The sequence below is a fragment of the Streptosporangium sp. NPDC050855 genome (assembly GCF_044456585.1).
GTDB lineage: Bacteria > Actinomycetota > Actinomycetes > Streptosporangiales > Streptosporangiaceae > Streptosporangium > Streptosporangium longisporum.
Window position 1 is genome coordinate 483 of sequence record NZ_JBITFY010000027.1, and the last position, 14,506, is coordinate 14,988.

Annotated in this window: 11 protein-coding genes; 5 read left to right on the plus strand and 6 right to left on the minus strand. The window is 71.3% G+C overall.

Going from position 1 to position 14,506, the window contains the following annotated elements:
• Window positions 1-202: 202 nt before the first annotated feature.
• Window positions 203-1,402: a phosphodiester glycosidase family protein gene (locus ACIBCT_RS36235; RefSeq protein WP_399196515.1), complete on the minus strand. Its 1,200-nt coding sequence runs from the start codon at window positions 1,400-1,402 to the stop codon at window positions 203-205.
• Between the two features lie 545 nt (window positions 1,403-1,947).
• Between ACIBCT_RS36235 and ACIBCT_RS36240 the strand changes: the two genes are divergently transcribed.
• A complete protein-coding gene (locus ACIBCT_RS36240) occupies window positions 1,948-2,136 on the plus strand; it encodes a hypothetical protein (RefSeq protein ID WP_399196517.1) in 189 nt (62 codons plus the stop codon).
• Window positions 2,137-2,241: 105 nt separating this feature from the next.
• Here the strand turns inward: ACIBCT_RS36240 and ACIBCT_RS36245 are convergent, their stop codons facing one another.
• Together ACIBCT_RS36245 and ACIBCT_RS36250 are read right to left on the minus strand one after the other, a co-directional pair.
• Complete coding sequence (locus tag ACIBCT_RS36245; protein ID WP_399196518.1) at window positions 2,242-2,637, minus strand: cupin domain-containing protein; 396 nt, start codon at window positions 2,635-2,637, stop codon at window positions 2,242-2,244.
• 9 nt (window positions 2,638-2,646) lie between these two features.
• Window positions 2,647-4,272: a PucR family transcriptional regulator gene (locus ACIBCT_RS36250; protein WP_399196519.1), complete on the minus strand. Its 1,626-nt coding sequence runs from the start codon at window positions 4,270-4,272 to the stop codon at window positions 2,647-2,649.
• 242 nt (window positions 4,273-4,514) lie between these two features.
• On the opposite strand from ACIBCT_RS36250, the gene ACIBCT_RS36255 reads away from it, so the two are divergent.
• On the plus strand, window positions 4,515-9,023 hold the full coding sequence (locus ACIBCT_RS36255) for a HAMP domain-containing protein (RefSeq protein WP_399196520.1): 4,509 nt from the start codon (window positions 4,515-4,517) through the stop codon (window positions 9,021-9,023).
• A 138-nt stretch (window positions 9,024-9,161) separates the two neighbouring features.
• Here ACIBCT_RS36255 and ACIBCT_RS36260 read toward each other — a convergent pair whose 3' ends face one another.
• Complete coding sequence (locus tag ACIBCT_RS36260; RefSeq protein ID WP_399196521.1) at window positions 9,162-9,581, minus strand: VOC family protein; 420 nt, start codon at window positions 9,579-9,581, stop codon at window positions 9,162-9,164.
• Window positions 9,582-9,679: 98 nt separating this feature from the next.
• Between ACIBCT_RS36260 and ACIBCT_RS36265 the strand changes: the two genes are divergently transcribed.
• Complete coding sequence (locus tag ACIBCT_RS36265; RefSeq protein ID WP_399196522.1) at window positions 9,680-10,675, plus strand: helix-turn-helix transcriptional regulator; 996 nt, start codon at window positions 9,680-9,682, stop codon at window positions 10,673-10,675.
• A 180-nt stretch (window positions 10,676-10,855) separates the two neighbouring features.
• On the opposite strand, the gene ACIBCT_RS36270 is transcribed toward ACIBCT_RS36265, so the two are convergent.
• On the minus strand, window positions 10,856-11,506 hold the full coding sequence (locus tag ACIBCT_RS36270; RefSeq protein ID WP_399196523.1) for an NADPH-dependent F420 reductase: 651 nt from the start codon (window positions 11,504-11,506) through the stop codon (window positions 10,856-10,858).
• A 179-nt stretch (window positions 11,507-11,685) separates the two neighbouring features.
• Here ACIBCT_RS36270 and ACIBCT_RS36275 point away from each other — a divergent pair, with 179 nt between their 5' ends.
• Complete coding sequence (locus tag ACIBCT_RS36275; protein ID WP_399196524.1) at window positions 11,686-12,051, plus strand: winged helix-turn-helix transcriptional regulator; 366 nt, start codon at window positions 11,686-11,688, stop codon at window positions 12,049-12,051.
• Here the strand turns inward: ACIBCT_RS36275 and ACIBCT_RS36280 are convergent.
• A complete protein-coding gene (locus ACIBCT_RS36280; protein WP_399196526.1) occupies window positions 12,039-12,809 on the minus strand; it encodes a TetR/AcrR family transcriptional regulator in 771 nt (256 codons plus the stop codon). The two genes, ACIBCT_RS36275 and ACIBCT_RS36280, sit on opposite strands and share 13 nt — an antisense overlap.
• A gap of 54 nt (window positions 12,810-12,863) precedes the next feature.
• Here ACIBCT_RS36280 and ACIBCT_RS36285 point away from each other — a divergent pair, with 54 nt between their 5' ends.
• Window positions 12,864-14,381 (plus strand): MFS transporter, encoded by a 1,518-nt coding sequence (locus ACIBCT_RS36285; protein WP_399196527.1) that lies wholly within the window; start codon window positions 12,864-12,866, stop codon window positions 14,379-14,381.
• Window positions 14,382-14,506 lie beyond the last annotated feature (125 nt).

The window sequence follows — 14,506 nt, forward strand, 5'->3', positions numbered from 1 at the left end:
GCACCAAAACCACCACAAACACCACCCTGTTCTTATAAGGCCCCCCCCCCCCCCCCCCCCCCGCCCCCCCCCCGGGGGGGGGGTGGGGGGGGGCCCCCCCCCCCCCCCCCGCCCCGTGATCGCGTGAACCCCTCTTCCTCAGACGATCAGAGCTTCCTCAGAACATCAAAGTTTCCTCAGAACGTCAGAGTCTCGCGAAGCGTCAGGGCGTGATGAAGAGACCGTCGCCCACGGTGCGCTCCGCGCCGTCCGAGGGGCGGTTGACGGCCTTGTGCCCGACCACCATCACGCTGGATCCGCCGCCGTCGAGGTTGATGGCCTGCCTGGCGCCCAGCCAGCGCATCAGGTGGGCTCCCTCCACCATGGAGGCGCCCACCGAGACTCCGGGGTTGCGTCCGTCGACCGTGGCCAGGATCAGCCCTCCGGACTTGCTGACGCCCACCATCGTGCGCGGGTGGCGCCGGAGCATCATGTTGACCGAGGCGTGCCCGTCGGCCGCGGCGGTGATCCGTACCCGGCCGTTCCTGACCAGTCCCACCCCGCCACCCATGGCATAGGTCGTGGGGGTGAGGGGGACGGCCCGGCGCGTCCGCATGTCGATCACCTTGGTGTCCACCTTCATCCCGGTGCCCACGGCGTGCTCCTGGAGCCAGACGGCCATGAGACCGGTGCCGTGCAGGACGGACGTGCCCCGCGCGACGATGCCGCCGGCCTGTCGGAGCTTGACGACCATGCCCTGGGAGTCGATGACGGCCTCGATGCCGCCGTCGGCCGCCGTCTTGCCGCCGAACTCCTCGGTGTAGAGGACCAGCTCCTCGGGTCCGGCGGCCCGGTTGATGCCCTTGACCTGTGTCTTGGTGCCGTCCGAGGAGACCGCGGTGACGACGGTCTCCAGCTCGGTGATCCGTGCCTTGCGGCCCTCGGTGATGACCAGTGCGCTCCGTCCGGGGACGGCCTCGCTGAGCAGCTGGCCGCCCACCACGGAGACGCCGACAGGGTCGCCCTGGAGTGCCTTGGCCGTGTGGATGTTGAAGAAGCCGCCGTTGACCCCGGCGATGGCACCGTTCAGCTTCGACATCGAGCTGGTGGTCTCGCGCTTGGCCACGCTCTTGCCGACGCTGGTCCTGTACGAGCCCCGGAACCTCCTGGGGTCGACCATCAGTACGCGCATGTCCCAGGGGCCGGTGGTCTCGGCGCCGTCGTCCCCGAGGTAGTCGGTCTTGGCCCGGATGCCCTGCTCCTTGAGCTCCTTCACCGTCTTGTCGGCCTTGGCGCGCTGGCCGAACGACCACAGGCCGATCCGCACCATGTATCGCTCCACGGCGGGAGCGTCCGAGGCGGCGGGCTGCACGATCTTCAGGATGCTGGGGGTGAACCCGGCGGCCTCCACCGCCTCGGCCACCGTCTGGGCGGTGTCAAGGCGACCACTATCGTGCCCATTAGGCATAAGTGCGGAGACTGTCCATCCTTGGGTGGATTTGCCGTGTTTCACACTAAAAAGGGTAATTCCCCGTGCCACACTGTATTCCTTCTTCGCCGTGGCCGTGCTCACACCCAGGGGAAAAGCCGAGGAGGGAAACCCCGAACTCACCTGCTCGGCCGCGGCGGGAATCGCCGTGGCCGTGAGCGCCAGCACCGTGAATCCGGCGACAAGACGTCGCGACATGTATATCTCTCCCCATTGGTCTCCGACTTCGTGCACCATCGTGCCGAGATTTACGGGTTAAGGGGAGCGAAACACGCTAAACATCACGAGAAAGTGTGCCGGATCACCCTGGTCACGGACGCGCCGAACGGGCGGGTCCTCACGGAACGGGCCGGACGGATCCCCTGGTCAATAAGGATTAGCCCTCGGTCGTTTCACCGCGGGCGGGAGAATGCGGCGCTACGGTGCGGTAGGCCGCATTTCCTCAGAGCGAGCGGCACATCTTCCGAGAGGCAGCCGTCATGGGGCTGAGCATTCTCATCGTGATCATCGCGAGCCTGGTCCTCGGGCTCATCCTCGGCGCGGTCCTGACACGCCCGCGCCGCTGGGATCTCCACGTCTGCGTGGACGACGCCGCGCGGGAACCGGCGCACGGCACGGCGGGCACTCCCGGGACCCGGGGTGCGAAGGCACCGAGGACACCGGCGTGAACACGGCGCCGGACACCGTGTCCGGCGCCGTGCCGGACACGGTGCCCGGCAGGCCGGGCAGATCCAGGCAGACCCGCCAGGCCAGGCAGACCCGGCAGACCCGCGTCAGTTCACGCGGTGGTACACCACGCGCAGGGTCTCGTGGACGATCCAGACGGTCTTGGCCCCCTCGGCGAGCAGGCAGACCGACCCCGGGACGAGCTCCAGGACGGCGCCGCCGTCGACCTCCAGGGTGGCGCGTCCGGCGAGGACCACCACGAGATTGTCACGTTCCACGTCGATCACGGTGCCCACGGTGAGCTCACGGATGCCCCGGCTCTGCCTCCCGTCGGGTGAGGACCACAGCTCGATCGAGGAGAGCCGCGGGGAGCCCGCCAGGACCTGGCCGGGCTCCAGCTCGTCGGGGGAGAGCCGTACGTCGCCGGCCGGTACGGAGAACGCCCCGGCGGCGGTGAGCATCCGGGCCAGATCGGCGGCCTCGGGAACGAAGATCTCGGGCATGGGGACCTTTCAGGGGCGGGGATCGTCTCTCCGGATGGACTCCAGTGCCAGCAGGGCGACATGGAGGGAGAGACAGGACTCGACATCGTCCAGATCGGTGTCGAGGACGCGCTCCAACCTGCGGAGGCGGTCGTAGAAGGCGGGCCGTGACAGGTGGGCCCGCTGCGCCGCGACGGCCTTGTTGCGGCCCGCGTCGAGGTACACGCGGAGGATCCCGGCGAGGTCGCCGCCGCGCTGGGCGTCGTGGGCGAGCAGGGGGCCGAGCTCGCGCTCGGCGAAGGTCTGCAGCCGGGCGTCGTCGCGGAGCAGGTGGAGCAGTCCTCTCAGCCGGAGGTCGGGCAGCCGGTAGAAGGCGCGCCCGTCGGGCCGCCCGACGGCCACGTCGGCGACCTGTTCGGCCTCCAGGAAACTGCGCCGCACGTCGCGTACCGACTCGACCACGGAGCCCGCGGCGAGCACGAAGGGGGGCGTGAAGGCCGCGCCCAGCTTCTCGGACAGCGTCGTCAGCGCGGACTCGGCGGGGACGCGCGGCGGCAGCGGGAGCAGCAGGCCGACCCGGTTCTGGTCCAGGGCGCCGATCAGCGCGGGCAGGCGGGCCTCGCGGCAGGCGGCCGCGGCCGCGTCGGCCAGCTCGCCGAGCCGGGCCAGCTGTTCCTGGCCGTTCAGCGGGCCGTCGGCCGGTTCGGTCAGGCGGAGCACCGCGCTGACGAGGTTGCGGCCGGTGAGCGGGACGCCGACCGCGCGGGCGCGGGCCGCGGCCTCCTCGGGGTCGGCGTACGCGTGGGTCAGGATGCCGGTGATGATCGTGCCGTGCGCGCGGCGTTCCAGGGACTCCTGGTGGCGCTCCAGCAGGCGGCTCAGGGCGAGGGTGGTCGCGGCGCGCTCGGCGAGCACGATGTCGCGCGGGCCGGGCTCGGCGTCGCAGAGCAGGATCAGCCGTCCCCAGTCCTGGCCCCGGGCGCCCACCATCGTCACCAGCCAGCCGGAGGCGGCGTCGTAGGCGGTGCGCGCGCCGGGGGAGACGGTGCGGGAGCGGCTCTCCCACCCGGCGAGCAGGGTTCCGGGGTCGCGTCCCGCGGTCTCGCACGCCAGGACCTGGTGGGTGAGGTTCTCCAGCAGGGCAGGGTGGCCGGAGAGCCGGGCGACCTGGCCGAGCACCTTCGCCGGGGAGGCGCCCTCGACCGAGAGCTGGGTGAAGACCTCGTGCAGCTGCTCGGAGGCGCGCAGCTCCTCCAGCTGGACGTCGATGATCCGGGCGTGCACGGACTCGGTGATCTGCACGAACGGCGTCTCCCTGGCCAGGGTGATCAGGGGCAGGCCGCGTTCCTCGGCGGCGGCGACCACGGCGCGGGGCAGCTCCCCGATGAACTTGCGGCCCAGCTCCACGATCAGGCCCGAGGCGCCCACCGCGACCAGTTCGGCGATGTACTCGGTCAGCCTGACCGGATCGTCGGGCAGGGCTATGCCGGTGGTGAGCACCAGCTCGCCGCCGCGCAGCAGGTGCGCGATGTCGGTCACCTCGCCCACGTGCACCCAGCGCACCCGGCTGTCCAGCCGGTCGGTCCCCGCCACCACCCGCGGATCGCCCCGGCGGACGGTGTCCAGGGCGAGGACGTCGGCGACGGTAGGGAGCACCCGTCGAGCGTATCCGATCAACATGTAAGTGCGGGCTGACCCCGCCTTACAGGGTGTCCAGAAGCCTTCTCCCCCTCCCGCGGCGGCCCGCGGCCTCGCGCCAGGCGGCTCGGGTGCCGCCCCGGCCGGGACCCCTGTGGCCCGCCGAGGCGGCGGGACGCGGCCGGGCCGCCCAGGAGCGTTCCGGGCCCATGGCCATAGGATTACCTCACCTTTTTCTGGCCGAGAGGCGCGATGTGAACATGGTTGAGACGGCCGGCGCGGGACGGGGCAAGGCCGTCACGGGCGCGGCGGGGGTGGAAGAGCTCGATCTCCGCCAGCTCCTGGCCGGGCTGACGGCGGTGCGCGACGGTGACTTCGGCACCCACCTGCCCGAGGACGGTGACGGGCTGCTGCAGGAGATCGCCACCGTGTTCAACGGCATGGTGGACCAGCTCTCCCTGTTCACCTCCGAGGTGACCCGGGTGGCCCGCGAGGTGGGCACCGAGGGACAGCTGGGCGGTCAGGCCGAGGTGCCGGGCGTCTCGGGCACCTGGAAGGACCTCACCGACTCGGTGAACGCCATGGCGGGCAACCTCACCGACCAGGTGCGCGACATCGCGCAGGTCGCCACGGCGGTGGCCACCGGCGACCTGTCGCAGAAGATCACCGTGGACGTCCGCGGTGAGATCCTGGAGCTGAAGAACACGCTGAACACGATGGTGGACCAGCTGTCGTCGTTCGCCGACGAGGTCACCAGGGTCGCGCGCGAGGTGGGCACCGAGGGCAGGCTGGGCGGTCAGGCCGAGGTGACCGGGGTCGCCGGCACCTGGCGCGACCTCACCGACTCGGTCAACTTCATGGCGGGCAACCTGACCGACCAGGTGCGCAGCATCGCGCAGGTCACCACGGCCGTCGCCAAGGGCGACCTGTCGCAGAAGATCACCGTGGACGCCCGGGGCGAGATCCTGGAGCTGAAGAACACCATCAACACGATGGTGGACCAGCTGTCGTCGTTCGCCGACGAGGTCACCAGGGTGGCCCGCGAGGTGGGCACCGACGGACGGCTGGGCGGCCAGGCCGACGTCAAGGGCGTCTCGGGCACCTGGCGCGACCTCACCGACTCGGTCAACTACATGGCGGGCAACCTCACCGACCAGGTCCGCAACATCTCGCAGGTGGCCACCGCCGTCGCCCGCGGCGACCTGTCGCAGAAGATCACGGTCTCGGCGCGGGGCGAGATCCTGGAGCTGAAGAACACGCTGAACACGATGGTGGACCAGCTGTCGTCGTTCGCCGACGAGGTCACCAGGGTCGCGCGCGAGGTGGGCACCGACGGACGGCTGGGCGGCCAGGCCGACGTCAAGGGCGTCTCGGGCACCTGGAAGGCGTTGACCGAGTCGGTGAACGTCATGGCCGACAACCTCACCGCCCAGGTGCGCAGCATCGCGCAGGTCACCACGGCCGTGGCCAAGGGCGACCTGTCGCAGAAGATCCGGGTGGACGCCCGGGGCGAGATCATGGAGCTGAAGGAGACCATCAACACGATGGTCGACCAGCTCTCGGCCTTCGCCGACGAGGTCACCCGGGTGGCGCGCGAGGTGGGCACCGAGGGCAACCTCGGCGGCCAGGCCACCGTGCGGGGGGTCTCGGGCACCTGGAAGGACCTCACCGACAACGTCAACTCGATGGCCAACAACCTGACCAGCCAGGTGCGCAGCATCGCGCAGGTCACCACGGCCGTGGCCCGGGGCGACCTGTCGCAGAAGATCACCGTGGAGGCCAAGGGCGAGGTCGCCGCGCTCGCCCAGACCATCAACACCATGGTCGACACGCTGAGCGCGTTCGCCGACGAGGTGACCCGGGTGGCGCGCGAGGTGGGCACCGAGGGCGAGCTGGGCGGTCAGGCGCGCGTGCCCAACGTGGCGGGCACCTGGAAGGACCTCACCGACAACGTCAACTCGATGGCCAACAACCTGACCAACCAGGTGCGCAACATCGCGCAGGTCACCACGGCGGTCGCGCAGGGCGACCTGACCAAGAAGATCGACGTGGACGCCCGGGGCGAGATCCTGGAGCTCAAGACCACCATCAACACGATGGTGGACCAGCTGTCGTCGTTCGCCGCCGAGGTCACCCGGGTGGCGCGCGAGGTCGGCAGCGAGGGACGGCTGGGCGGCCAGGCCGAGGTCGAGGGCGTCTCGGGCACCTGGAAGCGGCTGACCGAGAACGTCAACGAGCTGGCCGGCAACCTGACCCGCCAGGTGCGGGCCATCGCCGAGGTGACCAGCGCGGTGACCTCGGGCGACCTGACCCGGTCGATCACCGTCGACGCCTCGGGCGAGGTGGCCGAGCTCAAGGACAACATCAACTCCATGGTGAAGTCGCTCCGCGAGACCACCCTGGCCAACCAGGAGCAGGACTGGCTCAAGTCGAACCTGGCCCGCATCTCCGGCCTGATGCAGGGACACCGCGACCTCGCGGTCGTGGCCGAGCTGGTGATGAACGAGCTGGCGCCGCTGGTCTACGCCCAGCACGGGACGTTCCTGCTGGCCGAGGAGAAGCCGGACGGCTCGCAGCTGCGGGTCGTCGGCTCCTACGGGCACCGGGACACCGCCCGCAGGCACTTCTTCGGCGACTCCCTGGTGGGGCAGGCCGCGGTCGCCAAGCGGCCCATCCTGGTCGAGGACATCGCCCCCGGCTACCTCACCATCTCCTCCAGCCTGGGGGCGGCCGACCCGGTCAACCTGATCGTGCTGCCGATCATCGTCGAGGACCAGGTGCTCGGCGTGATCGAGCTGGCCAGCCTCAACCGCTTCACCCAGGTGCACCGGGCCTTCCTGGAGCAGCTGGTGGAGACCATCGGCGTCAACGTCAACACCATCGTCGCCAACGCCCGTACCGACGCGCTGCTCACCGAGTCGCAGCGGCTGGCGACCGAGCTGCAGGTCGGGCAGGAGGAGCTGCAGCGCTCCAACGCCGAGCTGGAGGAGAAGGCCGAGCTGCTGGCCCGGCAGAACCACGACATCGAGACCAAGAACAGCGAGATCGAGCAGGCCCGCCAGGAGCTGGAGGACCGTGCCAAGCAGCTCGCGCTGGCCTCCAAGTACAAGAGCGAGTTCCTGGCCAACATGAGCCACGAGCTGCGCACCCCGCTCAACTCGCTGCTCATCCTGGCCCAGCTGCTGGCGCAGAACCCGGCGCGCAACCTCACCGCCAAGCAGGTGGAGTACGCCAACGTCATCCACTCGGCCGGCACCGACCTGCTCCAGCTGATCAACGACATCCTCGACCTGTCGAAGATCGAGGCGGGCAAGATGAACATCAGCCTCGAACCGCTGCCGCTGCGGCAGCTGCTGGACTACGTCGAGGCGACCTTCCGCCCGCTGACCACCGAGAAGGGGCTCCGGTTCGACGTCGTGGTCTCCCCCGACGTCCCCGAGGAGCTGCTGATGGACGAGCAGCGGCTCCGGCAGGTGCTGCGCAACCTGCTCTCCAACGCGGTGAAGTTCACCGAGCGGGGCTCGGTCGAGCTGCGCATCGAGCGGGTGGGGCCGATGGAGCTGGCCGGGGTGCCCGACCAGGAGGCGCTCGCCTTCCGGGTGGTGGACACCGGCATCGGCATCGCCGAGGAGAACCTCTCGCAGATCTTCGACGCCTTCCAGCAGGCCGACGGCACCACCAGCCGCAAGTACGGCGGCACCGGGCTGGGACTGTCCATCAGCCGGGAGATCGCCGCGCTCTTCAACGGCGAGATCCGCGCGGTCAGCACGCTGGGGGCCGGCAGCACCTTCAGCCTCTGCCTGCCGATCGCCGAGCTCACCCCCGGCGGCACCGGTCAGGCGGCCGGCCGGGGGACGGTCATCGCGGCCGTCGCCGAGCCCGTGGCGGTGCCGGCCCCGGTGGTGGAGCGGTTCCCCGTCACCGAGGGGCGGCGCCTGCTGGTCCTGGAGTCGCGGCCCAACGGGCTGCTGTCCCAGCTCGCCGAGAGCGTCGTGGCCGACCTGCCCGAGACGCACGGGCCGGTGCAGGTCTCCGCGGCCAACGACCCCGTCGCCGCGATGGAGATGCTGAACACCGACACCCACCACTGCATCGTGCTGGACCTGGGCATGCGCCAGGACGCGGCGGCCGACTTCCTGCGCATGCTGGACGACGATCCGGTCCTGCGCGAGCTGCCGGTGCTCGCCCACCACACCCGCACGCTCACCCGGCCGCAGGAGAACCTGCTCAAGGGCCGGTCCAACACCCAGCCGCTGGAGCGCCTGCCCAGCCTGGACGAGCTGCGCGAGCGCATCACCCTGCACCTGTCGGCGCCCGAGCCGGGTGACGTGCTGCCCCTGGTGCAGCCCAGCCCCGACGAGCGGCCCCAGCCGGTGGAGCAGGTGGACACGGTGCTGGTGGACAGGAAGGTCCTGGTCATCGACGACGACGTCCGCAACGTCTTCGCGCTGACCAACATCCTGGAACTGCACGGCATGCAGGTCCTGTACGCGGAGAACGGCCGCAAGGGCATCGAGATCCTGTCGCGCAACGAGGACATCGACCTGGTCCTGATGGACATCATGATGCCGGAGATGGACGGCTACGCCGCGACCGCGGCCATCCGCAAGATGGCCGACTTCGCGGACCTGCCGATCATCGCGGTGACCGCCAAGGCCATGCAGGGCGACCGGGAGAAGACCCTGCAGGCGGGCGCCAGCGACTACGTCACCAAGCCCGTCGACGCCCAGGAGCTGCTCCGCCGCATCCAGCGGTGGCTGGAGATCTGACCCGTCCCGGACGGCCGCAGGACGGGACGACCCGTCGGCGCCGCCCGGGTCCCGGGATCGGGGTCCGGGACCCGGGCGGCGAGGCCGGGGGAGCCGGTGACCGACCGGCTCCGCCGTCTCGGCCCGTCTCGGCCCGTCTCAGGCGGGCCGGAACGAGCGCAGGACCTCCAGGTAGTGGGGGTTGTACATGACGCCGAGCACGTTCCCGAACGGGTCCGTCACCGAGGCGGTGGCGAAGCCCGCCTCCCGCTCGGTGATCGGTTCGTACTCCACGGCCCCCATCCGCAGCAGCCGCTCGACCGTCGCCGCCAGGTCGTCCACGTGCCAGAAGACGACGGCCCCGCCGGGACCGGTGAAGGGCCCTCCCGGCGCGTAACGGCGGTCGATGATGCCCAGCTCGTGCCGGTAGTCGCCGACGCGGAACTCCACGTACGCGGGCACGCCGTCCGGCCCGGCCATCTCGTAGTACGCCTCGACGCCGAGCAGCTCGGCGTACCAGGCCCGCGCCGCGACCACGTCGTCGGCGTAGAAGCCGACGGTGGCGAATCCTCGGAGCATGTCGTGTCCCCTCCTCGACGGCGGCTCTCGCCGTACATCCGGGACGTTACGAGCCCTTGAGGAAGCTGCGGTTCCTCAAGGGCTGGGAGACTGGGCGGATGTTGGAAACCTCGGTCCGGCTCCTGCGGCTGCTGTCGTTGCTCCAGGCGCGTCCGGGCTGGTCCGGCGCCGAGCTGGCGGACCGGCTCGGCGTCACCACCAGGACGGTCCGCAACGACGTCGAACGCCTGCGCATCCTCGGCTACGAGATCCACTCCACGACCGGTACGGCCGGCGGGTACCGGCTGGGAGCGGGCAAGGCCCTGCCGCCGCTGATCCTCGACGACGAGGAGGCGGTCGCGGTGGCCGTCAGCCTGCACGCGGCGGCCGGTGGCACCGTGACCGGCATCGAGGAGACCTCGCTGCGGGCGCTGACCAAGCTGCGGCAGCTGCTGCCGTCCCGGTTGCGCCGCCGGATCGACGCGCTGCGCGAGGCGACGCTGTCGGTGCCGGGCCGCGTCCCCACCGTGGACGCCGGGACGCTCGCGGTGATCGCCGCCGCCGTACGGGATCGGGAGCGGTTGCGTTTCGACTACCGCGGCCACGACGGCGAGGAGAGCGTCCGCACGGTCGAGCCGCACCGCCTGGTCCACACCGGGCGGCGCTGGTACCTGCTGGCCTGGGACGACGAGCGCGGCGACTGGCGGACGTTCCGCGCCGACCGTGTCCGGCCCCGCACCCCGAACGGCCCCCGGTTCGCCCCGCGTCCCCTGCCGGACGGTGACGCCGCCGCGCACGTGCTGCGCGGGGCGGGGTCGGCGGCGTTGCGGTACCCGGCCCGTGTCCGGCTGCACGCCCCCCTGGAGGTGATCTCCGAACGGCTCACCCCGGCCGCCGGGCTGCTGCGCGCCGACGACGGTGCCGCCGGTGCCGCCGGTGCCGCCGGTGGGGGAGGCTGCCTGCTGGAGACGGGCGCCGACTCGTTGGACGACCTGGCGGCCTTCCTCGGCAGCCTGGACGTCCCCTTCACCGTCCTGGACCCGCCCGAGCTGCGCGTCCTGCTGCGGACCCTGGCCGCCCGGTACGCGGAGGCGGCCGGACCGGCGCGCGGGTGACGCGGAGGCGGCCGGACCGGCATCCGGGTGACGCGGGGGCGGCGGGGCTGCGCGCGGGTGACGACGTCGCGTCGCTCGCCGCGCCGCGTCATCCGCGCTCCGCGGGCCGGGCACCGCACGGACACCGCACAGGCACCGCACGGACACCGCACGGGTCCCGCACGCGCGCCGTCCGGACGGTCAGGCCGCGACGGGCGTGATCAGGTTGAACACGGTGTGCGGGTCGGCCCCGCCGTGCAGCAGGCCGATGACGATCGCGGCCATCGCCTCGAGATGGCGGGCGCGGTGCAGCGCCCCGATCTCCACGGGCGCGCAGCCGAGGCCGGTGATCAGGGTCCTCGCGTGGGCGTTGGAGGCGGCGTCGTCGCCGGCGAAGGGGACGGCCAGTGGCCGGCCGTCGAACACCGGGGGCGTCATCCCCCACACCCCGGCCTGGCAGAGGTTGAAGGCCTTGACGACGTTCGAGCCCACCGCGAGATCCTGGATCCGCTCGGCGAGCGATGTGCCGGGGGGCGTCACCAGGGTGAAGTCCCCGACCTCCACCGGGTTGTTGCAGTCGATGATCGTCTTTCCCCGGAAGGCTCCCTCGTCGGCCCCCGCGTCCCGCAGCGTGGACAGCACGCCCTCGTGGCGGATCGCCACCAGCACGACGTCGCCGAAGGCGGCCGCCTCCCGCAGGGTGCCGTGCCGGGCACCCGCGCCGATCCTGCCTGCCAGGCGGGCGGCCCGTTCGGGCGTCCGCCCGGCGACGAGGACCTCGTGCCCCGCCCCGGCCCAGCGGGTGGCCAGCGCGCCGCTCATCAGCCCGGCACCCAGAACGCCGATTCTCATGCTCTTCCTCCGTCATTGGCACAATGGTCACCGGCGGCGACGGGCGGGTACGGACGCGCGTGATGTGCCCTCGGGCGCGCCCGGGTCTCACGAGGCCCGTCGCCGATCGGTACTCACGGTACGGATCCGATGGTTACCCGCAGGTTCCTGTCGGGGACGCCGGACGGGGGGAGCGGCAGGTGGCGGACTTCGACCGGCCCGGGGACGTGTTCCTCGCCGACTGCCCGGCCCGGCTCGCGGTCGACGTCGTCGCGGACACGTGGTCGGTCGTGGTGGTCTTCGCCCTGGGGAAGGGGCCGCGGCGCTACGGCGACCTCAAGGCCCTCATCGGGGGGATCAGCTCCAAGATGCTGACCCAGACCCTGCGCCGCCTCCAGGGGCACGGCCTGGTCGGCAGGCGCGCCTACCCGGAGGTCCCGCCCCGCGTCGAGTACGACCTCACCGACCTCGGCAGGACCCTGCTGGAGCCCATCGAGATGCTGTCCCGGTGGGCCGAGTCCCACGGTGACGCCGTGCTCGCCGCACAGGACCGTCAGGAGGAGTGACGGGGACGGGCGGGTGGTGGCGCCGGAGGGGCCACCGGGCGTGAGGCCGCCCGGCTCAGGCGGGCCTCCAGGCCGTCGAGCAGGCAGGTCAGGCCGAACTCGAAGTTGAGCGCCCTCGCGGTGTCGACGTCCATGCCCCTGAACTCGGCGTACCGGGCGACCAGCTCGGGGTGGTCGGCCGCGGCCTTCTCCACCACCGGCTGGATGGCCGCGTTCAGCGCGTTGGAGTCGAGCCCGGTCCGCTCCATCGTGTTCCGCCAGGACAGCTCGGGGGTGGTGACCCCGATGACGTAGGACATCAGCGCCGAGGCCGCGTAGTCCTGGTCCATGCCGCGGAATCCCGCCCGGTCGAAGGTGGCGACCAGCCGTCCCATCATCCGCATCGCGTTGGGGCCGAGGGCGGGGGTGCACCCCACCAGGTTGATCACCCAGGGGTGGCGCATCAGCGCCTGGCGCATGCCGTAGGCGAAGGAGGCCGCGACGTTGCGCCAGCTGGTCTCGTCGACGTCCGGGACGTCGAACTCCCCGTAGACCTCGTCGAGGACCAGCTCCAGCAACTCGTCCTTGTTGGCGACGTACCAGTAGATGCTGGTGGCCCCGGACCCGAGTTTGGCGCCCAGGCGGCGCATGCTCAGCGCGTCCGGACCCTCGGAGTCCAGCAGCGTCATGGCCGCGCGCACGATCTGCTCGCGGCCCAGCGCCGGGCTCTTGGTGGTACGCGGCTCGCGCGTCCAGACGGAGCTGAAGTGCTCTTTCACACGACCAGCATAAATCCGGTGGTACACCGTTCGACTATGTCGTACAGTGTGCGAGTGGAATCGAACACTGTACGAGACGAACGTGACCCGAGGCGCTGGTGGATCCTCGGGGTGCTCTGCCTGAGCCTGCTGGTCCTGGTGGTGGACAACACCGTCCTGAACCTGGCCATCCCGGCCCTCATGGTCGACCTGGGCGCAAGCCCGGCCGACATCCAATGGATCATCGACGCCTACGTCCTGGTCTTCGCCGGGCTGCTGCTCACCTCGGGCAGCCTTTCCGACCGCTACGGCCGCAAACGTTTCCTGATCATCGGGCTCGCGTTGTTCGGCGGAGCCTCGCTGCTCGCCGTGCTGGTCACCGAGCCCTGGCACCTGATCGGCGCCCGGGCCCTGATGGGCGTCGGCGGCTCCATCCTCATGCCGAGCACACTGTCGATCCTGATCACCGTCTTCGACGAGGAGGAGCGCCGCAAGGCGATCGCCGCGTGGAGCGCGGTGGCCATGGTCGGCGTGATCGCCGGTCCGACGCTCGGCGGCTTCCTGCTCGAGAACTACTGGTGGGGTTCGATCTTCCTGCTCAACGTGCCGGTCGCGATCGTCGCGGGCATCGCCGCCGTGCTGCTGATGCCCGAGTCGCGCGGTCCGGCGAGAAGGCTGGACCCGGCCGGCGTGCTGCTGTCGACCGCCGGCATGGGCGCGCTGGTCTACGTGGTCATCTCGGCGCCGTCCGCGGGCTGGACCTCGACGGAGACGCTGGTCGCGGCGGCCGTGGCCGTGGTCGCGCTGACCGCGTTCGTGATCTGGGAGCGCAGGACCGAGCACCCGATGCTCCCGCTGGAGCTGTTCCGCGACCGGAACTTCAGCGGCGCGTCCTTCTCGATCGTGCTGATGTCGTTCGGCACCGGCGCGCTGCTGCTGATGCTCACCCAGTACCTGCAGTTCGTGCTGGGCTACGGCCCCATGCGGGCCGGTCTGGCGCTGCTGCCGTACGCGGTGGCCGCCGCCCTGTTCAACGCGGTGGGCGCCGGTCTGGGGACCAGGGTCAGCAACCGGCTGCTGGTCGCCGTGGGCCTCGCCGTGATGGCCTGCGGCTTCGCCGTGTTCGCCTTCATGACCGCCGAGACCGGGTACGGCGTGCTGATCGCCGGCCTCATGCTGATGGGGATCGGCGGCGGGCTGGCGGGCCCGGCGGCCTACGCGACGCTGATGGGCGCCGTGCCGCCCGCGCACGCCGGCGTCGGGTCCGCGCTGAACGACACCGTCCAGCAGGTCGGCATGGCGCTGAGCATCGCCGTGCTCGGCAGCGTGCTCGCCGGTTTCTACACCGCGTCGATGCCCGCGGACGTGCCCGCCGCCGCCCGCGAGTCGATCGGCGAGGCCATGCGCCTGGGCGACCCCGGCGTGATCGGCACCGCGCGCGAGGCGTTCGTCTCGGCCATGTCGCTCGGCTCCTGGGTGGGCGTCGTCTTCACCCTGGCCGCGGCCACCCTGGCCTTCCTGGTGCTGCGGCCCGCGCCCGCGAAGACGGCGGGACCGGGCGCGGACGCGGACCTGGTGAGGACGGAGGGCTGAGACGATCCCCGTGGTCCCGTGGTCCCCGTGGTCCCCGTGATCCGGTGATCTTCGGGGGCCCGCCGGACCTCTGCGACCTTCGGCACCTCCGAGATCTCCGCGATCCAGAGACCTTCGTGACCTCT